Source organism: Halioxenophilus sp. WMMB6, from assembly GCF_033283405.1.
In the GTDB taxonomy this organism is placed as follows: Bacteria; Pseudomonadota; Gammaproteobacteria; order Pseudomonadales; family Cellvibrionaceae; genus Halioxenophilus.
The window spans coordinates 533,540-558,557 of sequence record NZ_JAWMQR010000002.1; the positions used below are offsets into that span (position 1 = coordinate 533,540).

The window sequence follows — 25,018 nt, forward strand, 5'->3', positions numbered from 1 at the left end:
ACCAAGCCCAATAAAGAGGAAAACCCTTGTCGAAAGCCAACCACCGGCGGCTCTCCCTCTCGCCCCTGCCCCTGTGTGTGGCACTGGCGTCCATTGCGTTATGCGCCCAAGCCGAGGACGACAAGGCACTGGTTGACTGGGTCTCCCCCTCACCAGCATCGGCTGATACCAATCCCGCCTGCCCCGGCTATTTTGTCGCCCCCGCAGCCAGCACCCCCGACGCCGAACAAGACCCCGGCACCTCAGCCCTGCGCGCCAGCGCCGACCGCTCCCGGGTGGAGCAGGATACGGTCATTCTCGAAGGCGATGTCCAGGCCAGCCAGGGCGGGCAGTCACTGTCGGCCAGCAAGTTGATCTTCGACCGCACCACCGGCACCGCCGAGGTGAGCGGCGACGTGATCATTCGCGACGAGAAGAGCCGCATCGCCGCCGACCGGGGTTATATCAACAACAGCCAGGGCACCGCCGAGCTGAACGGAATCGACCTGGTGGACTACACCACCCAGATGCGCACCAGCGCCGAACGGCTCAGCAAACATCGCGACACCACTCTGCACCTTACCGGTGGCAGCCTGACGACCTGCCCACCGGGCCAAGAGTCGTGGCGCATCGAGGCCGAGTCGATCGATATTGGCGAGCAGAGCATCTGGGGGGTGGCCAAAAACCCGGTGTTCCGCTTCAAGGATATTCCCGTCTTTTGGCTGCCGTTTATGACCTTTCCGGCCAGCCAGGAGCGCCTCTCGGGCTTTCTCTACCCCACCGTCGGCTTCAGCGATAACGGCGGCCTGGACCTGGCCCTGCCCTACTATTTCAACCTGGCCCCCAATTACGACCTGCTGCTCAGCCCGCGCTATATCAACGATCGCGGCGCGGCCCTGGAGGGGCAGTTCCGCCACCTGAGCCACCACTTTGAGTCCACCGTTGACTTTGCCGGCCTGAAGAGCGACCGCGGTATCGACGACCGCAACGATCAATACCTGGTCGATGCCGGCATTATTGAACCCGGCGAGAGCAACCCCTTTATCAACCAGGATCGCTGGTTGTTATCCATTGACCAGGAAGGGGGCGCCAGCCGGGGTGAAGACACCTTTTGGTTCAGCACCATCGACTTCACCCGGGTGAGCGACCAAAACTACTTCCGCGACATCAACAACACCGCCATTGATGTCTCCTCGCGCACCCATGTATTGCGCTACGGCGATGTCGGCCTTACCAGCGACCACTGGCTGGCCAAGGCCAGCACCAGCAGTTACCAGACCCTCGACTACCTCACTCTGGAGCCCTACCAGGAGCTGCCCAAGTTCAATCTCAACGGCCACTACTACTGGTCGGGCATCAGCGCCGACTTCAACCACGAGTGGGTAAGATTCGATCAACACAACGACTTCGACCGCTACGACCGCGCCGTCATTCGCGGCAATCGCACCCGGCTGGCCTACGATCTGACGCGCCCCATGGAGTCGGTGTGGGGCTTCTTCACCCCCGGCCTGCACCTGAAACACCTCGCCTACACCCTTGATGACCAGAATCTGCTGGCCGATGCCGACACCGAGCAGAGCTTTAGCGCCCTGCAGGGTAGTCTTGATGCAGGCCTCTTCTTTGAGCGGGAAAGCAGCGGGTTTAAGGGCGACTACACGCAGACCTTTGAGCCGCGCCTCTACTATTTTTACAGCGACTACGTCGACCAGAGCGGGCTGTTTAACATCACCGCCGATGGCGGCGATGTCGATTTCGACACCTCCGACATCACCTTCAGTTACAACCAGCTGTTTCGCAACAGCCGCTTCGCCGGCGGCGACCGCATCGACGATGACAACCGCCTGTCGGTGGGGCTGACCAGCCGCTTTATCGATAACGCCACCGGCCGCCAATGGTTGAGCGCCAGCCTCGGCCAGATATTCTACTTTGCCGACCGCCGCACCTTCGTCCACAACGAATCGCCCAGCGAGCAGAACCGCTCGTTTATTGCCGGCGAGCTGACCACCAGCTTCAACTCCCGCTTTAATTGGGCGACCAGCCTGATCTACGACGAAGATGAGCAGGTGATGAGCGAGGGGCGAACCGCCCTGCGCTACCTGGACGACCGGCACCGGCTGCTCAATATCGGCTACACCTACCGCCGCCGCGGCACCACCACACTCAACGAAACCATCGTCAATAACGATGTCCGGCAGAGTGATATTTCGTTTATTCTGCCGCTCTCCGAGCAGGTCAATTTCATTGGCCGCAACCTCCACGATTTTACTTTTGACCGGGAACTGGATACCTTCTCTGGCCTCGAATACAACAGCTGCTGCTACCGGGCTCGGTTGGTATGGCGCCGCTGGATAAGCAATGACCTGTCCCGCGTGGTGGCGGACGATGACCTGAACTACAAACGCGGCATCTTCTTCGATATCCAATTCAAAGGTTTTGGCGGCAGCACCGGCAAATACTACAAACTCATGTCGGACACCATTCCCGGTTTCACCGAGCGGGAGCAGGCTGTTTTCCCCGATTAATGTTAGATGTTTATATGATTTCACTTCGCAAGCTTCTCCCCACCCTGTTGCCAAGCCGCCAGGTGTCGACCCGCTCACGCCGGCTGTTGGCCGCCTTGTCCCTGGCCGGCCTAATTGGCGCGCCGTTGGTTGGCCAGGCCAAAATTGAAGACCTCGACCACGTGGTTGCGGTGGTGGACGAAGATGTGGTGATGGCCAGCGAGTTGGATCACCAACTGGCTCAGGTACGCAACCAGATTAAATCCCGTGGCTCACTGCCACCCGACGATGTCCTGCGTGAGCAGGTGCTTGAACACCTGATTGTGCAACGTCTGCAGCTGTCCCTGGCCGAGCGCATGGGCATGGATGTGACCGATGCCGAAATTGACCAGACCGTGGAACGCATGCGCGCCTCGAACAAGCTCGGCCCGGATCAATTCCTCGCCAAGCTGGCCGAAGATGGCCTCACTCTCGATGCTCTGCGCCAACAGCTGCGCGATGAACTGCTGGTACAGAAGGTGCAGCAGGCACGTGTCTATTACCGCATTCAGATTACCGACCAGGAGGTGGACAACTTCCTCAACTCTGAGGAGGGCAAATTCTGGCTCTCCCCCGAGTACGATCTGGGCCACATCCTGGTCGCCTTCTCGGGCAACGGCCGCGGCGAAGATTTAACCAACACCCAGGCCAGGGCCCAAACCATCTATCGCGAACTGCAAAAGGGTGGCGACTTCCAGGCCTTGGCGGTGAGCCACTCCAGCGGCCAAAACGCCCTGCAGGGCGGTGCCCTCGGTTGGCGCAAGGCGGTGGAGCTGCCCACACTGTTCAGCGAGCAGCTTGACGGCAAGGGTGTCGGCGACGTCACCGAGCCGTTCAAAAGTGGGGCCGGCTTCCATATTTTGAAGATCTACAATCGCCGCGGTGCCGAACAGACGGTAGTACCACAGGCCAAGGTGCGTCACATTCTGATTAAGCCTTCAGAGATTCTCAGCGACGAACAGGCCTACAACAAACTGATCGACCTGCGTCAGCAGGTATTGGATGGCGCCGACTTCTCAGCGCTGGCCAAGGAGAACTCCGAGGATATCGGCTCCATGCTGGCCGGTGGCGACCTGGGTTGGTCTCTGCCCGGTAAATTTGTGCCTGAATTTGAGCAGGTGCTGGAACAGACCAAGGTGGGCGAGGTGAGCCAACCCTTCCGCAGCCAGTTTGGCTGGCACATCCTGACGGTGGATGATCGCCGCAACGAAAACATGACCGACACCGTCATTCGCAACCAGGCGATCAACCTGCTGCGCAGCCGGCGCTTCAATGAAGAGCTGGATATCTGGCTACAAGAACTGCGCTCCCAGGCCTATGTCGAAACCAAGCTCCGCTAACCCGCTCCGACCCCGCCTGGCGCTAACGCCGGGCGAACCCGCCGGCATCGGCCCCGACCTGGTTGTGCAGCTGGCGCAACAGACACAAGTCGCCGACCTGGTGGTCATCAGCAACCACCAGCTGCTTGAAGAGCGCGCCCAAAGCCTGGGGCTACCCATCCGCCTGCGCGCCTTCGACGCCCTCGACACCACTCCCTGCGCTACCGGCGAGCTGCTGCTGATCGACCAGCCATTGGCCGCGCCCGCCTGCGCCGGCCAGCTGAATGCCGCCAATGCCCGCTTTGTACTCAGCTGTCTGGATGTGGCTATTGACCACTGTCTGGCCGGCCGCCTACAGGGGCTGGTTACCGGCCCGGTGCACAAGGGTATTATCAACGACGCCGGAATCCCATTCAGTGGCCATACCGAATACCTGGCCACCAAAACCAGCACTGAGCGGGTGGTGATGATGCTCGCCACCGCCGGCCTGCGGGTGGCCCTGGCCACCACCCACCTGCCGCTGCGGGAGGTGTCCGACGCCATCACCCCCGACGCCCTGCACCAGACCCTAACCATTCTGCACGCCGACCTGGAACAGAAATTTGGCCTGAAATCGCCCCGCATTCTGGTGTGTGGCCTCAACCCCCACGCCGGCGAGGGGGGCCACCTCGGTCGCGAAGAGCTGGAGGTGATCAGCCCGGTAGTCGAGCAGTTGCAACAACAGGGCATGTTGCTGCAAGGGCCATTGCCGGCCGATACCGCCTTTACCCCCAGCCACCTGGCCCAGGCCGATGCTGTGCTCGCCATGTATCACGACCAGGGTCTGCCGGTATTGAAATACAAAGGTTTTCACCGCTCAGTTAACATCACCCTGGGGCTGCCCATTGTGCGCACCTCGGTCGACCATGGTACCGCCCTGGAGCTCGCCGGCAGCGGCCGCGCCAACACTGGCAGCCTGGCCGAAGCCATTGACCAGGCCCTCGCCATGGTTAATATGGGCGCCGTTAACGCCTGATCACCCCGCTCCTGGAATCCACATGCACAAAGCCCGTAAACGCTTCGGCCAGAATTTTTTGCACGACCCGAGCGTCATCGCCCACATCGTCGACTCTATAGCGGTTCGGGAAGAGGACAACCTGGTGGAGATTGGCCCGGGCAAGGGGGCTATCACAGCGCTGCTGCTGCAGAGGGCGAAAACCCTCAATGTGGTGGAGCTGGACCGGGACCTGATCCCCATTCTGCTGGCTCAGTTTGCCAACTACGCCGGCTTTAAAATTCACCAGGCCGACGCTCTTAAATTTGATTTCGCCAGCCTCTGGTCGGCCGGCCACCCCCTGCGCATCGTCGGCAACCTGCCCTACAACATCTCCACACCCCTGATTTTCCATCTGCTGGCGCTGGGTGACCGAGTGCAGGATATGCACTTCATGCTGCAAAAGGAGGTGGTTGAACGGATGGCGGCGGAACCCGGCAATAAAAGCTACGGTCGGCTGAGCATCATGACTCAATACCACTGCCGGGTGGACCAGTTGTTTAATGTGCCACCGGAGTGTTTTGTGCCCCGCCCCAAGGTCGATTCCGCGATTGTTCGGCTCACCCCGCGCCCGGCACCGGAGCTACCCGCCACGGATGTCCGCGAGCTCGACAAGCTGGTAACCACTGCCTTCCAACAACGGCGCAAAACCCTGCGCAACGCCCTGCGCAGCTGGCTTTCGGAAGCAGAATTTGAGCAGCTGGGTATCAACCCGGGGGCGCGCCCGGAGACCATCTGCGGTATCGACTATGTGCGGATGAGCAATTACTGCCAGAGCCGGCCAGCCGCCTAAACCCGGCGTTGTAAAATCGGGTATTGGCGAGTGATGACTCCCCACAAAGTTAGCAGTACACTGGAGCGATCAAACCTGGACCTAGACGGCATCAGACTGGTTTGCCAGTGGCTGCCCGCTGTAATTGAGAAGAGTTATCCATGCCAGCCAATCCCATAGACGTTCTCGTTAAGACCCACTATATAGCCGAGCAGAGTGATCCAGCGGACCACCGCTTTGTCTACGCCTACACCGTCACTATTCGCAACCAGAGTGATATCCCCACACAACTGATCAGCCGCCACTGGCGCATCACCAACGGTGATAACAGCGTACAGGAGGTGCGCGGCGATGGCGTTGTCGGCGAACAACCACACCTGGACCCAGGCGAAGAGTTCACCTACACCAGCGGCGTCGTCCTGGAAACCGAGTACGGCACCATGGAGGGTAGCTATCAGATGGTGACCGATGACGGCGCCACCTTCGATGCACCGGTCCCCACCTTTGCCCTGGTACCACCGCACGCACTGCACTAGTATCGGCCCATGCCTACCTACGCCGTGGGCGACCTACAAGGTTGCCTGGACCCACTGCTTTGCCTGCTGCAAGAGGTAAAATTTGATCCCACCAGGGATCGACTATGGCTGGTGGGTGACTTGGTTAATCGCGGGCCGAAATCGGCCGAAACCCTGGCCTACCTCTACGACCTACGCGACTGCGTAGTGTGTGTGCTGGGTAATCACGACCTGCACCTGCTGGCCTACGCCTTCGGCCACCGCAAGGCTTCCCGCAGTGACACGCTGCACACCATTCTGGAACACCCCGAACACCACCAGTGGCTGGCGTGGTTACGCCAAATGCCCTTAGTCCACTGGGACGAATCGCTCGGTTACGCGCTGGTGCATGCCGGCATCCCCCCACAGTGGAGCATTGCTGCTGCCCTGGCGCGCAGCGCTGAAGTGGAAGAGGTACTGCGTGACGACAGCCAGTTTGAAAACTTCCTGGCCAATATGTATGGCAACAAGCCACTGATCTGGAGTGATGAATTACAAGGCTTTGAGCGTTTGCGAGTAATCACCAACTACTTCACCCGCATGCGCTTTTGTAAAGCCGATGGCGAATTGGAATTAACCTCAAAAGAGGAGCCCGGGCACGCCCCGGTGGGCTATCAACCCTGGTTTCAACACTACCTGGCCAAACCCGACAATCCACCGGTAATCTTTGGCCACTGGGCAGCACTGAATGGCGAAACCCACAGCCACAAGGCCATTGGCCTGGATACCGGTTGCGTGTGGGGCAACCGGCTCACCCTGCTCTGCCTGGAAGACGGCCGTCGCTGGCAGTGCCGTTGCCCTTCATAGGCCGCCCCAGAGTTCGACCCCAGCGAAGCTAGTCACCATAGCCATTGGGATTGTTCGATTGCCAACGCCAGGTATCGGCGACCATTGCCTCCAAGCCCAGCTCAACCTCCCACTCCAGTTCCAACTTCGCCTTGCTGGCATCGGCATAGAACTCTGCCAAGTCGCCAGCCCGGCGCGGTAGCACCTGGTAGGGAATAGGCTTGCCACACGCCTGCTCATAGGCGGCGACCATCTCCAGCACACTCAGCCCACGGCCGGCACCTAGGTTATACACCTGCCAACCGGCGCTAGCGGCAAACAGCTTGTTGAGGGCCGCCAGATGCCCCCGCGCCAGGTCCACCACATGAATATAATCGCGCACCCCTGTGCCATCGCGAGTGGGGTAGTCGTCACCAAACACCCCCAGATAGTCCCGCTTACCAACACTTACCTGCGCGATGTAAGGCAGCAGATTATTGGGTATGCCGTTGGGATCTTCACCGATCAAACCGCTCGGGTGGGCACCAATGGGATTGAAATAACGCAGCAGAGAGACCCGCCAGGGGGAATCGGGCTTGGCGCAAACGTCTTTGAGGATCTCCTCCACCATCAACTTGGTGCGGCCATAAACATTGCTGGCCGCTGTTGGCAGAGTTTCCACATAGGGAATTGGCGCTTTTTCGCCATACACAGTTGCCGAGGAACTGAAGACAATATTGGTACAGCCAAAGGCTTCCATCACCTCGGCCAAGGTTACCGTTCCTGCCACATTATTGTCATAGTAGCGCAGCGGCTGCTCGGCGGACTCACCCACCGCCTTAAGACCGGCAAAGTGGATCACACCGGCAATGCTATTTTCACTGAACAGCGCTTCCAATGCCCCCCGATCACGAATATCAGCGCGGACAAACTGCAACGTTTTGCCAGTGATTCTTTCCACCCGCTGCAGTGCTTCAAGCTTACTGTTTTCAAGGTTGTCGAGGACAATCAGTTCGTAGCCGGCCTGCAGCAGCTCAACGCAGGTATGACTGCCGATATAGCCCGCGCCCCCGGTAACCAAAATCTTTCCCATGTTTAATTTATTCCGCATCCGATTAATTTTTTTTCCGATCTTTTTATTGCAGTTTCTATTGCAATGATCAAATAATAAATGTATTCATGAAGTCATTACAGTCCGGCTACCGCCTCCCGGTCAACCGTTCATAGGTGAACAACGTACTCTTGTCCGTTACCTGAACTAAACGCACCAGACGTTGTTATAAGTTGCATGTGAGGAGAAAGCCCACGCGGAACAAAATTCGCTACCAGCGACGGCACAGGTTAGTGGTGCATCAATCGCGCGGTGAACTCAAAGGTTTCCGCTATGATTAAAACAGGGTCCTGTTTTGGTCAGCACCGCCCTCCGACCCTATGACGGGTCTCTAACCGCCCGCCGCTCCCATCAAATCGCAAGAGGATGCATTAGATGAGTATTTTTAGTCATTATCAGGAGCGCTACACTGCCACCCAGGAAGAGGAGCTCACCATCCAAGAGTACCTCGACCTCTGCAAATCGGACCCAAGTGTATACGCCACCGCCGCCGAACGCATGCTGATGGCCATCGGTGATCCGGAACTGGTCGACACCTCCCTAGATACCCGCCTCTCCCGCATCTTCTCCAACAAAATTATCAAGCGATACAAAGCCTTCGAAGAGTTTTATGGCATGGAGGAGGCCATCGAGCAGATTGTCTCTTTCTTTAAACACGCCGCTCAAGGCTTGGAAGAGAAGAAACAGATTCTCTATCTGTTGGGGCCAGTAGGTGGTGGTAAATCCTCACTCGCAGAAAAATTGAAATCGCTGATGGAGCGCCAGCCCATCTATTGCATCAAAGACTCTCCGGTTTTTGAGAGCCCGCTGGGCCTGTTTGACCCAGATGAAGATGGTGAAATTCTTAGAGAGGATTATGGTATTCCTTCTCGTTATATAAAAACCATTATGTCGCCTTGGGCGGTAAAAAGGCTGCACGATTACAATGGCGATATCAGCAAATTCAAGGTGGTAAAACTCTACCCCTCCATGCTGGATCAGGTGGCCATTTCCAAAACCGAACCTGGCGACGAAAATAACCAGGACATCTCCTCGCTGGTGGGCAAGGTCGACATCCGCAAGTTGGAAGAGTTCCCGCAAAATGACCCCGATGCCTACAGTTTCTCCGGCGGCCTCTGCCGAGCCAACCAAGGCATCATGGAGTTCGTGGAGATGTTCAAGGCGCCCATCAAGGTGTTGCACCCACTGCTCACCGCCACCCAGGAGGGCAACTACAACAGCACCGAAGGGCTGGGAGCGATCCCCTTCGACGGCGTTATTCTTGCCCACTCCAACGAAAGTGAATGGCAGGCATTTAAAACCAACAAAAACAACGAAGCCTTTATCGACCGGGTTTACATCGTTAAAGTCCCCTACTGCTTACGCGTCTCGGAAGAGATTAAAATCTACGAGAAGCTACTGGAAAACTCCTCTTTGGCTTATGCCCCATGCGCACCAGACACCTTGAGTATGCTCGCTCAATTCAGCGTACTGTCGCGCATTAAAGTACCGGAGAACTCCAACGTCTATTCCAAAATGCGGGTCTATAACGGCGAGAATCTCAAAGATACCGACCCCAAAGCCAAGTCGTTGCAGGAGTACAAAGATAACGCCGGCGTCGATGAAGGCATGTCAGGTTTATCCACCCGTTTTGCCTTCAAAATTTTGTCCAAGGTATTCAACTTCGACCCAACCGAAGTCGCCGCCAACCCGGTACACTTGCTTTATGTGCTTGAACAGCAAATCGAACAAGAGCAGTACCAACAGGAGATACAAGATCGCTACGTCGGCTATTTAAAAGAGTTCCTAGCACCCAAATATGTAGAGTTTATTGGCAAGGAAATTCAAACCGCGTACCTGGAGTCCTACGCTGAGTACGGCCAAAATATTTTTGATCGCTACGTTACCTATGCCGACTTCTGGATTCAGGATCAAGAGTATCGCGACCCTGAAACCGGCGAAATTTTAGATCGCGCCTCACTTAACGAGGAGTTGGAAAAAATTGAAAAACCAGCCGGCATCAGTAACCCCAAAGATTTCCGCAATGAAGTGGTTAACTTTGTCTTGCGCGCCCGCGCCAACAACAACGGTAAAAATCCAGCTTGGAACAGCTACGAAAAATTGCGTACGGTTATTGAGAAGAAAATGTTCTCCAATACCGAAGATTTACTGCCGGTTATCTCCTTTAATGCCAAGGCATCCAACGACGACAAGAAAAAACACCAGGATTTTGTGCATCGCATGACCGAACGTGGCTACACAGAGAAACAGGTGCGCCTGTTATCTGAGTGGTATCTGCGGGTGAGAAAATCACAGTAGTAACTATTGATCAATCACCCTGAGGAGATTTGATGAGTTACATCATAGACCGAAGACTGAACGCCAAAAATAAGTCCATGGTGAATCGGCAGCGGTTTTTGCGTCGCTATCGTAGCCACATCAAGAAAGCGGTGTCCGAAGCCGTTACCCGCCGCTCGATTACCGATATGGAAAACGGGGAGCAGATCAGCATCCCCACCAAGGACATCACCGAACCCGTGTTTCACCACGGCCCCGGCGGTCATCAGGAGCGGGTACTGCCCGGTAACGACCAGTTTGTCTCCGGTGACAGAATCCCCCGACCACCGGGTGGCGGAGGCGGTGGTGGCGGCTCGGGTGATGGCAGCGCCAGCAACCAGGGTGAGGGGATGGACGACTTCGTCTTCCAGATTACCCAGGATGAGTTCCTCGATTTTATGTTCGAAGATCTGGAGCTACCTAACCTAGTCAAGCGCCAGCTCTCGGGCAATGAAGAGTTCAAAACCCGCCGCGCCGGCGTCTCCAACCAGGGGTCTCCCGGCCAGATTAATATCGTTCGTTCCCTGCGCTCTGCCAACGCCCGTCGCATTGCCTTAACCAGTGGTAAACGCAAAAAGATCAAAGCCCTGGAAGAGGAGCTGGCAGCACTCGAGGCGATGGACCCAGCCCTGCGCGACCACAAACGCATCGAAGCCGTTTTGGAAGAGATTGCCCACCTGCGCGCAGCGGTACAACGGGTACCCTGGCTGGACGACTTCGACATCAAATACAACTTGCAGGTTAAATACCCGGTCCCCCACAGCAAGGCCGTGATGTTCTGCATCATGGATGTCTCCGGCTCCATGAGCCAAGCCACCAAAGATATGGCCAAGCGCTTTTTTATCCTCCTGTACCTCTTTCTACAGCGCAATTACGAACGCACCGATGTGGTCTTTATCCGCCACCACACCAGTGCCAAAGAGGTCGAGGAGGAGGAGTTTTTCTACTCCCGGGAGACCGGTGGCACCATTGTCTCCAGTGCGCTCTACCTGATGAAAGATATCCTTGAAGAGCGCTACCCAGCCAGTGAGTGGAACGTCTACGGCGCCCAGGCGTCCGATGGCGACAACTGGAACGACGACTCCAGCACCTGCTCAACACTGTTAATCAACGACATACTGCCCAAACTGCAGTACTACTCCTACATAGAGATCACCCCGCGCCAACATCAGGCGCTGTGGGAAGAGTATGAAACGGTCGCCGCCGCTTATCCGGATTGCTTCGCCATGCAGCAAATCATCGACATGGGCGATATCTATCCGGTATTCAGAGAATTGTTTCAAAAGAAAACTGCATGATGAATCAGCCTATATCGACCAGCTCGGAATGGACCTTCGAACTCATCGAAACTTACGATCGGGAAATTGGTGCCATCGCCAAGGAGTATGGCCTCGACACCTACCCCAACCAGATCGAAATTATCAGCTCTGAGCAGATGATGGATGCCTACTCCTCGGTGGGCATGCCCATTGGCTACAGCCACTGGTCTTACGGTAAGCAGTTTCTCAATACCGAGCGCTCCTACAAGCGCGGCCAGATGGGCCTCGCCTACGAAATCGTGATCAACTCCTCGCCCTGCATCGCCTATTTGATGGAGGAGAACACCATGACCATGCAGGCGCTGGTAATTGCCCACGCCTGCTATGGCCACAACTCGTTCTTCAAGGGCAATTACCTGTTCCGCGCCTGGACAGACGCCGAGTCCATTATCGACTACCTGGTGTTTGCCAAGAACTACGTCGCCAAATGCGAAGAACGGCACGGCATTGATGCCGTCGAGCAGCTACTCGACTCCTGCCACGCCCTGATGAACTATGGCGTCGACCGCTACCAGCGCCCCTACCCCATCTCCAATGCCGAAGAGCAGTTCCGTCAGAAAGAGCGGGAGGAGTACCTGCAACGACAGGTGAATGATTTGTGGCGCACAATTCCAGTGGCCGAGGCCAACCAAAGCCGCAAAGCCGAGTTCAAGTACCCCTCTGAACCACAAGAGAACCTGCTCTACTTCTTTGAGAAGAACGCCCCACTGCTGGAGCCCTGGCAGCGAGAGATAGTACGAATCGTGCGCAAGGTCGCGCAGTACTTCTATCCACAGCGGCAGACCCAGGTAATGAACGAAGGCTGGGCCACCTTTTGGCACTACACCCTGCTTAATACACTCTACGAGCGCGGCAAATTATCCGATGGCTTTATGCTGGAGTTTTTGCAATCCCACACCAGCGTGGTCTATCAACCGCCCTACAACAGCCGCTACTTTTCCGGCATAAACCCCTACACCCTGGGCTTTAGCATCTTTTCCGACATCCGCCGTATTTGCGAAAACCCAACCGCCGAGGATCGCGACTGGTTCCCGGAGATCGCCGGCAAGGATTGGGTGGAGACCCTGCACTTTGCCATGCGCAACTTTAAAGACGAGAGTTTTATTCTGCAGTACCTGTCACCCAAGGTGATGCGCGACCTGAAACTGTTCACCATTGTCGATGACAACCTGGAGAACGACATCATTGTCGATGCCATTCACGATGGCGATGGCTACCAAAAAATCCGTGAATCCCTGGCCGGGCAGTACAACCTGGGTAACCGCGAACCCAATATTCAGGTAACCCGGGTCAATGTCCGCGGTGATCGCTCAATCACACTGGAACACACCCGCCACAACCGGGTGCCTCTGGCCGATGCTACCGAAGAGGTATTGCGCCACGTGCATCGAATCTGGGGGTTCGATGTCCATCTGCACTCACTAGATGATGGTGTTATCTGCGAAAGCTACCACTGCCCGCCCCATGCCGAGGCCAACGAGTAGAATTTGAATGTGGTGATTGTCTAGGTGGCAGTTTGGCCTGGCACTAAACCAGCAACTGATTGATGGCGCCCACCAGGGCGTCGTTTTCGAAAGGTTTTCGCAACACAGCATTGGCACCCTCGTCCAGGGCTTGATTCAAGCCATCTTCGGTTTCAGCAGAGACCACTAACACCTTCAGATGCTTCAGCTCCTCCTGGGAACGGATATAACGCAGCACGCCATAGCCATCCAGGCCAGGCATTTTCAAATCCAGGGTAATCACGGCCGGTTTAAGCGTTGCCAATTGCGCACCGGCACTGAAGCCATCGTGCGCCACATCCACCGTAAACCCCTCCCGGCGCAGCACACGGCTAATGGCCGAAGCCATCTCTTTGTTGTCTTCAACCACTAGAACTGAGCGGGGCGCACCGTCGAACTCCTCTGGCACAGGCAGGTCATTCTCGCGCAGGAAAGCCACGAAATCCTCTTCACGAATGCGATGATCACCCCGGCCGGGGAGCTTGTAGGCGCGCAGCTTGCCGCGCTCGATCCAGCGGATAATGGTACGAAAGTTCACACCGCAATACTTGGCCGCCTCACCGGTGGTCAGAACCCGAATCTCAGCCATTACTTACAACATCCTCAATAGTTCAGGGTCAGCCTGTCTTCTGCCTCTTTTTATTTTGGTGATCGGAGCGCCCTCCTCTCCGAGCTGTGCAGCGGCGATCACTATAACCTGCCTTACATGACAAATGTACATATTTTGACAAATCTTTATACATTTATTTTACATTAGACAACATTGACAGCTTAGTCAGGTAATGTACAATGGACACATCTCTTAGCGGTTAACAGGTTAATCGCACCAACGAACACCCTAAGACCCTTTCCCCTCAGCTGTATCGAGGGGTTTTTTTCTTCCCTGGCGCCTGTTTGCAACAAGCGCCGAAATCGATTGACATGGTTTATAGCCCCCAAGCTGTTTATGGGGGCTTTTTTTTACGTGTATACTCTGGCCGGTCAACCTCCCTGGGCCTGCCTAGCAGGGGGTTAATCAATAACCACGAAACCCGGCCTTGCCAACCACAATAAGTCAATCGCATGAATCCTCCTCAGGCACAGAGTCCGAGAATTCTGGTCACCGATGATAGCCCGGTGAACCAACTGCTAATTCAATCCATACTTAGCCCAATCTACAGCCAGGTGATTCAAGCCGAAAATGGTGCCAGCTGCCTGGCCACCATGTCGGAACAGAACATCGACCTATTGCTGCTGGATATGAATATGCCGGAGATCTCCGGTATGGATGTGCTGAAACAGATTCCCAAATTACCGCGCAACCGTCAGCCTCGGGTATTGGTGGTCTCCTCCGACAACCGCCCCGACACCGTGGCCGCCGCTTTTCAGCAGGGTGCCGACGACTATCTCACCACCCCGTTCAGCCGCGAGGAGTTGTTGGCCCGGGTACAAACGCAATTGGCTCTGCGCCGCCGTGCGCAATACCTGGAGGAGCTGGTAACCAGCCGCACCCGGGAGTTGAGTGAAACCAACCAGCGCCTGAAACAGACGCACCATCAGTTGATGCAGGCGGAAAAAATGGCCTCACTCGGCCAGCTCTCGGCCGGCATCGCCCACGAAATCAACAACCCAATCGCCTACATCAACTCCAACCTGCAAACCTTGGCGCTCTACTGCAGCGACTTCGCCCAGCTGTTCTCCGCCTTCGTGCAGCTCCCTGACGATCTGGCCGACAGTAAAGCCTGGTTGGATGCTCGCCAACAGTTGCAAAAGCAGGATTACAATTTTTTAGTGGACGATGCCAAACAGCTGGTGGCCGAATCCCTTACCGGTGTCGAGCGGGTCACGCAGATCATTAACGACTTAAAAGTATTTTCGCACCCCGAACAAAACGCCTGGCAGCCGGGCGACATTAACGCCTGCATTGTTTCGGCCCTGAATATCGCCGGCAACCAGCTAAAATACAAAGCGCGGGTAACCAAAAATTTCAGCATGCTGCCCATGGTCGAGTGCGTCATGCCGCAAATTAATCAGGTTTTGGTCAACCTGTTGGTTAATGCCGCTCAGGCAATTGAAGAGTACGGTGACATCACCATTACCACCGAGCAGACCAACGCGAATGAAATCACCATAACCATTACCGACTCCGGAAGTGGCATTCCGAAATCGGTACTGGATCGAATCTACGACCCGTTTTTTACCACCAAACCGGTGGGCGAAGGTACCGGTCTGGGGCTGGCCGTCTCCTACGGCATAATACAAAATCATCAGGGCACCATTACCGCCAACAGCAAGAAGGGCGAAGGCACCACCTTTACCATAACCCTGCCCATTCATCACCTGCAACCCAGCGATGCTGATCGCCTGTCACTTCGCCCGGAGTGATTGGCCGGTAAACTTATTGGCCGCTGAATTTTTCCCTAGTCGCACTTTAAACAGCATCGTCAAGTCGGAATAAATCAACAGACCAAACAGTAAAATTAACGCACCAAAAAGGAAGGCCGCGTTAATCTGCTCGCCTTTAAAAATCACACCCAGCACAATCGCTAACACCGGCGAGATCATACTCACCAACGAAACCGAGCTGGCCGATAGATGCTTCAATAAATAGTAGTAAGCACTAAAGCCTAACACCGATGCCACCACGGCCAGATAGACCAGCGCCATGGTTGGCTGCCAATGAACAGTTGCCGGCAGCTCACCGCCGGTGAACCACCAACTCAACCATAGCCCCGGCAGCGCACAAAACATCGAGCCACCACTCTGCTGCACCGGTGGCACCTGTGAGTTTTGCTTTTTCATCATTACCGCCGATATCGCAAATAGAGAGGTAGCCAGCAACATGGCGAGAATACCCAATACCGAATCAATGCCAATCCGCATCTGATCAATAAACACCACCACCAGGCCGACAAACGCTACCGCAATACCGGCACTGCGTTTCATACCCATGGTTTCGCGCAACACGATTTTCGATAGCAGCCCAACAAAAAATGGGGCCGATGAGAACAGCAGAGACACCAACCCGGTGGGAATATGCCCGGTCGACCAATAGACCAAAGGCATGCTGGGAAAAACGCCGATAGAGGCGATAGCGCTGGTTAGCCAAAAGCGCCGTTCGGCCACCACCGCCGCGCCAATAAATGGCAGCGTGAGCACCACCAGAACCACACCCAACAGCATGCGCACACTCAACGACAATAAAAACCCCAAATCCTGTGTACTAAAAAAGATAGCCAACGGCGTCGTTGCCCAAACGACCACAACAAAAATATAGGCAGCTGCAATTTTCACACTAAGCTCCAAATCAGCAGGCAAAAAAAAAGCCGCAGTGTTGGCTGCGGCTTTCGAGTTTCTTGATTGTTACAATCAGAGGTTATTCAACCAAACTCCAGGCCAACAGCACATAATGCGCAACACGCGACACCAGCGAACTGGGCGAGCAGCAGCAAAAGTCGGTTTGGAACGGAGTAGTGTCATCATGGGTGAATAATCAGATAAAAAAACAGATAAATTAGTGCCAGAAGTGGCCAATGAATTCGCTGGAGTCTGGTGGCATTCAATCGGCAGGTCAAGTTATTTTTCGGCCGCTTCAGGCTTAACCCGGCTTTTTGGCGCGCATAAAATATTTTCGCTAGCGGTAACCATTTACTTGGCGGCGCTGCGCTCTATCTCCACACCCACTTGGCTGGCCCGCGGCACCGTCGATTTTTTTGCCACACGGATACGCACCCAGGGCAAGCCAAAACGATTAATTAAACGCGCCGCCAAATCCTCAACAAACGACTCCAGCAACAGATGGGTATGCTCGTTGGCGTACAGTTGAATATATTCAGCCACCTCCGCGTAATTAAGTGTACGGGCAATATCGTCGCTCTCCGCCGCCTGGCGAATATCCCAGCCCATGGCAAGGCTGACCGACAGCATCTGCTTGACCTGTTGCTCCCAGGGATAGATTCCAATTACGGTTTCCACCCCAAGATCGTCAATAAATACCTTATCCACAGACATCACACTCAACAAAAAACGGCGTCGGTCAGGACTGCCCCAACGGCGGCAGGCTGGTCATATCCCAGCGGGGAAAGACATTAACGGCCAACGCCTGAGACTGCCCCAATTGCAAACGGGTGGCCCCGGCATAGGCGATCATGGCACCGTTGTCGGTACAGAATTCGTGGCGAGCGTAAAAGACCCGCCCGCCCACCTTGGCCAGTTGCTCCTGCAGCACTTGCCGCAACCGGACATTGGCCGAAACGCCACCGGCCATCACCAGAGTTTTATAACCGGTCTGCTCTATGGCCCGCCGGCATTTAATGGCCAGAGTCTGCACCACCGCCTCCTGAAACGCGTAGGCGATATCAGCACAGGTTTGGTCATCGGGCAGACCATCCGCCTGTCTGTGTTGGGCGATGGTGTTCAAGGTGAAGGTTTTTAAACCACTGAAGCTGAAATCGAGGCCCGGGCGATCCACCATCGGCCGCGGAAATTCAAAGCGCCCCGCCACGCCCCGTTCGGCCAAGCGCGCCACATGGGGGCCACCGGGGTAGTCGAGGTCGAGCATCTTGGCGGTTTTATCAAACGCCTCACCGGCAGCATCATCCAACGATTCACCTAAAATCTGGTAGTTGCCGGGGCCCGCGACATCCACCAGTTGAGTGTGGCCACCGGAGACCAGCAACGCCACAAACGGAAACTCCGGCGGCTCGGCCTCCAGCATGGGTGCCAGCAGGTGCCCCTCCATATGGTGCACACCCAAAGCGGGCACGCCCCAGGCATAGGCCAGGGAGCGGGCAAAACAGGCACCCACCAACAGTGCGCCAATCAACCCCGGGCCGGCGGTGTAGGCCACCGCATCGACCTGTTGCTGGGTGGTATTGGCGGCAGCCAGGGTTTCTCGCACCAGAGGCAGCAGTTTGCGCACGTGGTCGCGGGAGGCCAGCTCCGGCACCACCCCACCATACTCGGCATGAACGTCGGCCTGGCTGAACAGCGTGTGCGCCAACAGACCGAGATCGGTGTCGTAGATAGCGACACCAGTCTCATCGCAGGAGGTCTCAATACCGAGTACGCGCATGGATAGCAGTGATTACCAATCGAAAGTGAGGCGGTTGTTTTCTAACCAGCCGAATTTTAAAGGGGCGTCATAATAAGTCGCAACGCACCGCTTCGCCAGCGGTTTGTCCCGCCCATGGGTAAAAATCAATCAGATAAGACTTGCAAGCAATCGGGCAAGGGTTTAGACTCTGCGCCCCTTAAATTGGTCATTTAATTGAGTATTTTTATTCCGCAGGCGCCTATTAGTGAACACCCCGAACGGGCTCTGAACACCACTAGTGCACTGAAAGATAAGCGACCAAAGCGTCTAACCGAATATAGGTAGCTCTATGCCATCAGTAAAGATCAAAGAAAACGAGCCGTTCGACATTGCCCTGCGCCGCTTCAAGCGCTCGTGTGAAAAGGCCGGCGTCCTGGCTGAAGTTCGTCGTCGCGAGCACTACGAAAAGCCAACGACTGTACGCAAGCGCCAAGCCGCTGCTGCCGTTAAGCGCCACGCGAAAAAAGTGCAACGCGAAAGCCGCAAGTTTCAGCGTCTTTACTAAGCCGTACGCAAGCTACCGTCAGCTGGGATTCGCGCTAACTGCCCACATCCCCTGATCCACCAAGCCTCAGCCGTCACCACATCAGGGCCCGCCCTGGTTTGCCCAACGGCCGGGGCTTTGGTATCTCTGGGCCATGCACGCGGCCCAGGCCCAAACGTGAGCCAACACCAAACGGAGTCCAGGTATGACTGCAGAACTCTACAGCCGCGTCAAAGAAGCCGTCAAAGAGGCCATGCGCAGCAAAGCAAAAGAGCGTTTGGCCACCCTGCGCATGATCCAAGCCGAATTCAAACGCATTGAGGTCGATGAACGTATCGAGCTCGATGATGCCCGCATATTGGTTGTTCTCGATAAAATGACCAAGCAACGGCGCGACTCCCTCAAGCAATATCAGGACGCCGGTCGTACCGACCTGGCCGACATTGAGCAGGGCGAGATAGACGTCATTGCCGACTTCCTGCCACAAGCCCTGACACCGGCCGAAATAGACACCATCGTCAGCCAGGCTATCGCCGACAGCGGCGCCCAATCGCCACAGGAGATGGGTAAAGTCATGGGCCTGGTTAAGCCCCAGGTGCAAGGCCGGGCCGATATGGGCGAGGTCAGCAAGCTGGTAAAACAAAAACTGGGGTAACACCTAAACCTGGGGCAGCTGTTGCCGCCCCGTCGGGCCAGAGTCTTAGGCGCCATGAGTGGACGAATACCGCAAGCGTTTATCGATGACCTGATGGACCGGTTAGATATCGTCGATATTGTCGACAGCCGGGTCAAACTCAAACGTTCGGGGAAAAACTACTCAGCCTGCTGCCCATTTCACGACGAAAAAACACCCTCGTTTACCGTCAGCCCGGAAAAGCAGTTCTACTACTGCTTTGGTTGCGGCGCCAGTGGTAACGCCCTGGGTTTTGTCATGGATTATGAGCGCCTGAGCTTTCGCGATGCCATCGAAAGCCTGGCCAAAATCGCCGGCGTCACCGTTCCCGAAGAGACGGAACGCAGCCCAGCGGCTGAGGCCGCCGAAAAACGGCGCAAACAGATTTACCAGGTTTTGGAACAGACCAGCGTCTTCTTCCAAAGCCAGCTAAGACGGCACCCGGCCCGGGCCGAAGCAGCCGGCTACCTGCGCAAGCGCGGGCTCAGTGCCGAAGTCGTCAAAGAATTTAATTTAGGCCTGGCACCACCCGGCTGGGACGGGCTGCTCAAATACCTGGCCGAACAGCATCCGGGGTTGAGCCCGGCACAGGTGTTTAAGCTGGCCCAGGATGCCGGTCTGGCGATAGCCAACCCGGATAACGGTCGCCAATACGACCGCTTCCGCCACCGCATCATGTTCCCAATCCAGAACACGCGCGGGCGGGTGATTGGCTTTGGTGGCCGCATGCTCGAGCAGACCGCCGCCACCAAGTCGCAGCCCAAGTACCTCAACTCTCCGGAAACCGACGTGTTTCACAAGGGCCGGGAGCTGTACGGATTGTGGGCCGCCAAGCAAAAGCTGCCAAAACTCGAGCGGCTGTTGGTAGTGGAAGGCTATATGGACGTGGTGGCACTGGCCCAGTTTGGCATCCATTACGCGGTAGCCACCCTTGGTACCGCCTGTGGTGAAGAGCACCTGAATCTCGCCTTCAAGCACACCTCGGAAGTGGTGTTCTGCTTCGATGGCGACAAGGCCGGGCGCTCAGCGGCCCGCCGGGCACTGGAAAACAGCCTGCCGGCCATGAGTGATGGCCGGGCAGTGAAGTTTCTGTTCCTGCCCGAGGGTGAAGACCCAGACACCCTGGTACGCCAGATAGGCCAGGAGCGGTTCGAAACACTGGTAAACGGCGCCATTCCTCTCGAGGAGTTCCTGTTTGACTCGGTCTCTACCGACCTCAACATCAACTCCATGGAGGGGCGGGCGAAGATGAGTAAACGGGCAGCGCCGCTGATCAACCGGCTGCCACCCGGCGTCTACCGGGAGCTGATGTTTGGCCTGCTGGCCAAGCGCACCGACCTGAGCGCGGAAACCATTAAAGAGCTGACCGCGCTGGCACCCGAGCCCGTGCCTATAGTCAGAGAACCCGCTGCCCCCAGCCAACCGGAGGCGGCAGCCCCGGCACCCAGACGTCACCTGCGGCCGGCGGCGGAAACACACAAGAGCTTATTTAGATTGACACCGGAAAAACGACTGAGCGCACTGCTATTGCAACACCCGGCCCTGGCGCAACAAGCCGTCAACTGGAAGAGCATTAGCGCCACCGACAACCAGGATCTGGAGCGCTTTCGCGCCATCTTCGAGCTGTTGCAAGCCCGGCCTCACTACTCCATCAACCGTATTCTGGGGTATTGGCGCGCCACCCGCGGCGCCCAGGAGACCGAAGAGCTCGCCTCCCTGGTAGCCGAGGATATGCTGGCCAGCGCCGGTGATCGGGTTGCCTACGACGCCAATGGCGAGTTCGCTGCCTGCCTGCAGCAGGTGAGCAAGCGGCAACAGGCACTGCGCCGCCAGGAGAATCTGGAAAAGCTGCAATCGAGCATGGTCAAAGAGCTCAGCCGGGAAGAGCGACGTCAGCTGGTAGAACAAATTCTACGCGACAAACTCCAAGGCCATGGAGAGTAATAAACCGGCACTTTTTGGTAGAAACGTGCGCCACTCGGCAAAATACAGCACCTAAATCGAGTTTCGCTCGTCTAAGGTTTACGGCGACGGCAACGCCGCCAAATATGAGGGTTACACCATGCAACCAGCCGCCGCCATCAAACTGCCGCCCGGCTTGATTTCATAGCACCTGGCGCCATATAGAAGTTATAATTGAGCGTTTACGCTCTTCGCAATCACTGGTTTTTGACAAGGTTAAGAATGACCGAAGATACCCAGCAACAGTCTCGCATTAAAGAACTCATCTCTCGCGGAAAAGAACAGGGTTTCCTGACCTACTCAGAGGTAAACGACCACCTTCCCGACGATATTTCTGATCCAGACCAGGTCGAAGAGATTATTCAAATGATCAACGACATGGGCATTCAGGTGTTTGAAACAGCACCCGATGCCGACCAGTTGATCATGTCCGATGGCGACTCCTCCACCGACGAAATCGCCGCCGCTGAAGCCGCCGCTGCCCTGGCAGCGGTAGAGACCGAAGCTGGCCGCACCACCGACCCGGTGCGCATGTACATGCGCGAGATGGGTACCGTCGAGCTGCTCACCCGTGAAGGCGAAATCGCCATCGCCAAACGCATTGAAGAGGGCGTGCGCGAACTGATGCACGCCCTCGCCTTCTGGCCTGGCACCGTCTCCCATGTGGTGGACGAATACGCCCTGGTCAGTAAAGAGGAGCGTCGCCTGGCCGATGTTATCTCCGGCTGGCTCGATCCAACCGAAGACGTCCCCGCTGCCGAAGTGGTGACCGAGCAAAGCGCAGACGATAGCGACGACGAAGAAGAAGACGCGGAAGCTGCCAAAGCCAGCGGCGACAAAGCCACTGGCGATAAAGCCGGTGCCGCCAAAGCGGAGTCCGACAGCGACGACGAAGAGGAAGACGAAGAGGACTCCTCCGACGACGACGACGATGGCATCTCTGGCGTAGACCCAGAAGAGGCCGCTGCCCGCTTCGGTTCACTCAAAGATCAGCTGCACAAAGCCAGCACCGCCCTCGACAAACATGGCCGCGGTAGCAAACAAGCCACCCAGGCTCTGGAAGAGCTCGGCGACATATTCAAATTCTTCAAGCTGCCACCACGCCAGTTCGACCCGCTCTACAACTACGTACGCAACGTACTAGAACGCGTGCGCAAAGAAGAGCGCAACATCATGAACCTGTGTGTGCGCAAGGGCAAAATGCCGCGCAAAACCTTCATGAAAGAGTTCCCCGGCAACGAAACCGAAGAGAGCTGGATTCCCGAAATCGTCAGCAAAAAACGCGACTACTCGGAAACCCTGCGCCCGCTGCAGACCGACATCATGCGCTCCCAGCGCAAACTGGGCCAGATTGAAGCCGAAACCGGCCTGACGCTGCCCACCATTAAAGAGATCAACCGCCGCATGTCCATCGGTGAGGCACGTGCGCGCCGGGCGAAGAAAGAGATGGTCGAGGCCAACCTGCGCCTGGTGATCTCTATCGCCAAAAAGTACACCAACCGCGGTCTGCAGTTCCTGGATCTGATCCAAGAGGGCAACATCGGCCTGATGAAAGCGGTCGACAAGTTTGAATACCGTCGCGGCTACAAGTTCTCCACCTACGCCACCTGGTGGATTCGTCAGGCGATTACCCGCTCCATCGCCGACCAGGCACGCACCATCCGTATTCCGGTGCACATGATTGAGACCATCAACAAACTCAATCGTATCTCCCGGCAAATGCTGCAGGAGATGGGCCGCGAACCTACCCCGGAAGAGCTGGGTGAACGCATGGATATGCCCGAGGACAAAATCCGCAAAGTGCTGAAGATCGCCAAAGAGCCTATCTCCATGGAGACGCCTATCGGCGACGACGAAGATTCGCATCTGGGCGACTTTATCGAAGACACCACCGTGCATTCGCCTGTCGACACCGCCACCGGCCAGGGCCTGACCGAAGCCACCCGCGAAGTGCTCGCCGGCCTCACTGCCCGGGAAGCGAAAGTACTGCGCATGCGCTTTGGTATCGATATGAACACCGACCACACCCTGGAAGAGGTGGGCAAACAGTTCGACGTAACCCGTGAACGTATTCGTCAAATCGAAGCCAAGGCGTTGCGTAAACTGCGCCACCCCTCCCGCTCCGATCACCTGCGCAGCTTCCTGGACGAATAAGGAAAGAGACGAATAAGGAATTTGCTAAAAAACGGGGCCGCACTATAATGCGGCCCTCAGTCGGCAGCAGTCAGCCGGCGCCGGTTTAAAACGCAGTAGCTTTAGTGATCGGCAAGGAGCCGCGCAGTGGCGTGAAGGCGTGTACATACAAGTACATGACTGAGCGAAACGAGCATACGACCCAGCCAAACACTAAAAGATCAAGTTTTCGGGCCTATAGCTCAGTTGGTTAGAGCATCCGACTCATAATCGGCAGGTCGCAGGTTCAAGTCCTGCTGGGCCCACCAAGCAAAAAACAGCCTCCCGAAATGGGGGGCTTTTTTTTGCTTGGTGGGTTTTGCGGGACTTGTTCGTTAAAGCGCCCAGGTTCCAGTGAATGCGACAGCATTCACCAACAAGCCGCACAGCGGCGCAGCCCGCTAGGGTCGAAGCAGCCCTTAGGCTGATTCGATTAACTCCTGCTGGGCCGAACAGCCCTTAGGCTGATTCGATTAACTCCTGCTGGGCCCACCACATCTTCACCACCTCTCTCCGCACACCATATATTAACGTTGATTAAGTAACACCTGACTTAGGTTAGAACTGTCTAATCTCGGATCAGTTATTAGATGCTCCCCCCCAAAAGTAAGCATAAAATCGACGCAAGCGTTAAGAAGTAATAGCGCGAGGCTTCTTTTTTATTGAAAAAAGGAGAAGGAAAATGGCTTTCAGCAATGCAATAGGTGAGTTTTCGTTAAACATCAACAGTGCCACTTTCTCTGAATCACTTGAGGAAGGCACAAAGATAAATGTCGAGGGCCAAGCACCTAACCTGGGCGAAGTTGTGGGCACTATGACCCTTCGCGCTTTTGGACCCGGCTCTGAGGGAGGAAAGGCCGATTGGGTAGGTGTGACAATGAACCAAGAAGGAAAATCCACTCCCACCACCGGCAGAGGATACTATCATCAAAGTGGCCCCAAGACCTGGCGACTGCATCTGATTAGTCAGGGCGCCAACGGTGAAGTTGTTTTAGTCGAGGGTGAAATGGGGCGGGAACCACGACGCTATAATGGCGTGGTCTATAAATGGAAGTAGGAAAATCTTAACAAGAAGTTAGTGAGGGCCGGCTCATCTGATGGATAAGGATGAATCGCAGTGAGGACACCCCACCAACCCGCGACTCGGCGCACTCCCCACCAGATCGCCGGGAAAGATTTAGTACTGCGAAAGCAGCTTTTCGTCGCGTACAGGAGGTACGCGACAACCCGGCCGAAACAACCCTCAGGCAGGTTCAATTAACTTGCGAGGTGAGCATAGCGGTCGTTGCCAAATACGTTCGCGCCACCCTGCCGGGCCATCACGAGGAGACCTTTAAGGCTAACACCTTAAAGGCCATTCTATTTTTTGAATTTGCCCCCAGATTTTCGAATATCCACAGAGTGGTACACTTAGATGTTTGAGGGTAATAATTTCCGCGTCTC

Annotated in this window: 20 protein-coding genes and 1 tRNA gene; 16 read left to right on the forward strand and 5 right to left on the reverse strand. The window is 56.1% G+C overall.

What is annotated here, in order from left to right:
• The first annotated feature begins 26 nt into the window (after positions 1-26).
• The 6 genes from SBL51_RS08030 (at position 27) to SBL51_RS08055 (ending at position 7,004) form a co-directional block, all read left to right on the forward strand.
• The gene (locus tag SBL51_RS08030; RefSeq protein ID WP_317930380.1) at positions 27-2,501 is read left to right on the forward strand and encodes an LPS-assembly protein LptD; all 2,475 of its coding nucleotides are present in this window, start codon (positions 27-29) and stop codon (positions 2,499-2,501) included.
• A gap of 14 nt (positions 2,502-2,515) precedes the next feature.
• Positions 2,516-3,859, forward strand: coding sequence for a peptidylprolyl isomerase (locus SBL51_RS08035; protein WP_317930381.1), 1,344 nt, complete (start codon positions 2,516-2,518; stop codon positions 3,857-3,859).
• On the forward strand, positions 3,837-4,853 hold the full coding sequence (gene pdxA / locus SBL51_RS08040) for a 4-hydroxythreonine-4-phosphate dehydrogenase PdxA (protein ID WP_317930382.1): 1,017 nt from the start codon (positions 3,837-3,839) through the stop codon (positions 4,851-4,853). The genes SBL51_RS08035 and pdxA overlap by 23 nt, the downstream gene beginning before the upstream one ends.
• Positions 4,854-4,875: 22 nt before the next feature.
• A complete protein-coding gene (gene rsmA / locus SBL51_RS08045) occupies positions 4,876-5,664 on the forward strand; it encodes a 16S rRNA (adenine(1518)-N(6)/adenine(1519)-N(6))-dimethyltransferase RsmA (protein ID WP_317930383.1) in 789 nt (262 codons plus the stop codon).
• 140 nt (positions 5,665-5,804) lie between these two features.
• The gene (gene apaG, locus SBL51_RS08050; protein ID WP_317930384.1) at positions 5,805-6,179 is read left to right on the forward strand and encodes a Co2+/Mg2+ efflux protein ApaG; all 375 of its coding nucleotides are present in this window, start codon (positions 5,805-5,807) and stop codon (positions 6,177-6,179) included.
• Positions 6,180-6,188: 9 nt separating this feature from the next.
• Entirely contained in the window at positions 6,189-7,004 is an 816-nt protein-coding gene (locus SBL51_RS08055; RefSeq protein ID WP_317930385.1) for a symmetrical bis(5'-nucleosyl)-tetraphosphatase, read from the forward strand.
• Between the two features lie 28 nt (positions 7,005-7,032).
• On the opposite strand, the gene galE is transcribed toward SBL51_RS08055, so the two are convergent.
• Positions 7,033-8,055 carry a UDP-glucose 4-epimerase GalE gene (galE, locus tag SBL51_RS08060; protein ID WP_317930386.1) on the reverse strand — a complete coding sequence of 341 codons (1,023 nt, stop codon included), beginning with the start codon at positions 8,053-8,055 and terminating at the stop codon, positions 7,033-7,035.
• Between the two features lie 393 nt (positions 8,056-8,448).
• Here galE and SBL51_RS08065 point away from each other — a divergent pair, with 393 nt between their 5' ends.
• Genes SBL51_RS08065 through SBL51_RS08075 form a run of 3 tightly spaced genes read left to right on the forward strand, consistent with a single transcriptional unit; the run spans position 8,449 to position 13,192 of the window.
• On the forward strand, positions 8,449-10,371 hold the full coding sequence (locus SBL51_RS08065) for a PrkA family serine protein kinase (protein WP_317930387.1): 1,923 nt from the start codon (positions 8,449-8,451) through the stop codon (positions 10,369-10,371).
• 32 nt (positions 10,372-10,403) lie between these two features.
• Positions 10,404-11,687, forward strand: coding sequence for a YeaH/YhbH family protein (locus SBL51_RS08070; RefSeq protein ID WP_317930388.1), 1,284 nt, complete (start codon positions 10,404-10,406; stop codon positions 11,685-11,687).
• Entirely contained in the window at positions 11,684-13,192 is a 1,509-nt protein-coding gene (locus SBL51_RS08075; RefSeq protein ID WP_317930389.1) for a SpoVR family protein, read from the forward strand. Before SBL51_RS08070 ends, SBL51_RS08075 begins: the two co-directional genes overlap by 4 nt.
• Positions 13,193-13,235: 43 nt before the next feature.
• Here the strand turns inward: SBL51_RS08075 and SBL51_RS08080 are convergent, their stop codons facing one another.
• Entirely contained in the window at positions 13,236-13,799 is a 564-nt protein-coding gene (locus tag SBL51_RS08080; RefSeq protein WP_317930390.1) for a response regulator, read from the reverse strand.
• A gap of 473 nt (positions 13,800-14,272) precedes the next feature.
• Between SBL51_RS08080 and SBL51_RS08085 the strand changes: the two genes are divergently transcribed.
• Positions 14,273-15,574, forward strand: a complete 1,302-nt coding sequence (locus SBL51_RS08085; RefSeq protein ID WP_317930391.1) for a sensor histidine kinase — start codon at positions 14,273-14,275, stop codon at positions 15,572-15,574.
• On the opposite strand, the gene SBL51_RS08090 is transcribed toward SBL51_RS08085, so the two are convergent.
• The 3 genes from SBL51_RS08090 to tsaD all read right to left on the reverse strand — a co-directional run bounded on the left by SBL51_RS08090 (position 15,557) and on the right by tsaD (position 18,263).
• On the reverse strand, positions 15,557-16,483 hold the full coding sequence (locus SBL51_RS08090) for a DMT family transporter (RefSeq protein WP_317930392.1): 927 nt from the start codon (positions 16,481-16,483) through the stop codon (positions 15,557-15,559). The genes SBL51_RS08085 and SBL51_RS08090 overlap by 18 nt on opposite strands.
• A 354-nt stretch (positions 16,484-16,837) precedes the next feature.
• On the reverse strand, positions 16,838-17,200 hold the full coding sequence (gene folB, locus SBL51_RS08095) for a dihydroneopterin aldolase (RefSeq protein ID WP_317930393.1): 363 nt from the start codon (positions 17,198-17,200) through the stop codon (positions 16,838-16,840).
• Between the two features lie 25 nt (positions 17,201-17,225).
• Positions 17,226-18,263, reverse strand: coding sequence for a tRNA (adenosine(37)-N6)-threonylcarbamoyltransferase complex transferase subunit TsaD (gene tsaD, locus SBL51_RS08100; RefSeq protein WP_317930394.1), 1,038 nt, complete (start codon positions 18,261-18,263; stop codon positions 17,226-17,228).
• Positions 18,264-18,573: 310 nt separating this feature from the next.
• Between tsaD and rpsU the strand changes: the two genes are divergently transcribed.
• The 6 genes from rpsU (at position 18,574) to SBL51_RS08130 (ending at position 24,632) form a co-directional block, all read left to right on the forward strand.
• Positions 18,574-18,789 carry a 30S ribosomal protein S21 gene (rpsU, locus tag SBL51_RS08105; RefSeq protein WP_317930395.1) on the forward strand — a complete coding sequence of 72 codons (216 nt, stop codon included), beginning with the start codon at positions 18,574-18,576 and terminating at the stop codon, positions 18,787-18,789.
• A 184-nt stretch (positions 18,790-18,973) separates the two neighbouring features.
• On the forward strand, positions 18,974-19,423 hold the full coding sequence (locus SBL51_RS08110; protein ID WP_317930396.1) for a GatB/YqeY domain-containing protein: 450 nt from the start codon (positions 18,974-18,976) through the stop codon (positions 19,421-19,423).
• Positions 19,424-19,477: 54 nt separating this feature from the next.
• A complete protein-coding gene (gene dnaG, locus SBL51_RS08115; protein ID WP_317930397.1) occupies positions 19,478-21,385 on the forward strand; it encodes a DNA primase in 1,908 nt (635 codons plus the stop codon).
• 240 nt (positions 21,386-21,625) lie between these two features.
• Positions 21,626-23,557, forward strand: a complete 1,932-nt coding sequence (gene rpoD, locus SBL51_RS08120) for an RNA polymerase sigma factor RpoD (RefSeq protein WP_317930398.1) — start codon at positions 21,626-21,628, stop codon at positions 23,555-23,557.
• A 210-nt stretch (positions 23,558-23,767) separates the two neighbouring features.
• Positions 23,768-23,844, forward strand: a tRNA-Ile gene (locus SBL51_RS08125).
• Positions 23,845-24,257: 413 nt separating this feature from the next.
• Positions 24,258-24,632 (forward strand): hypothetical protein, encoded by a 375-nt coding sequence (locus tag SBL51_RS08130; protein WP_317930399.1) that lies wholly within the window; start codon positions 24,258-24,260, stop codon positions 24,630-24,632.
• Positions 24,633-25,018 lie beyond the last annotated feature (386 nt).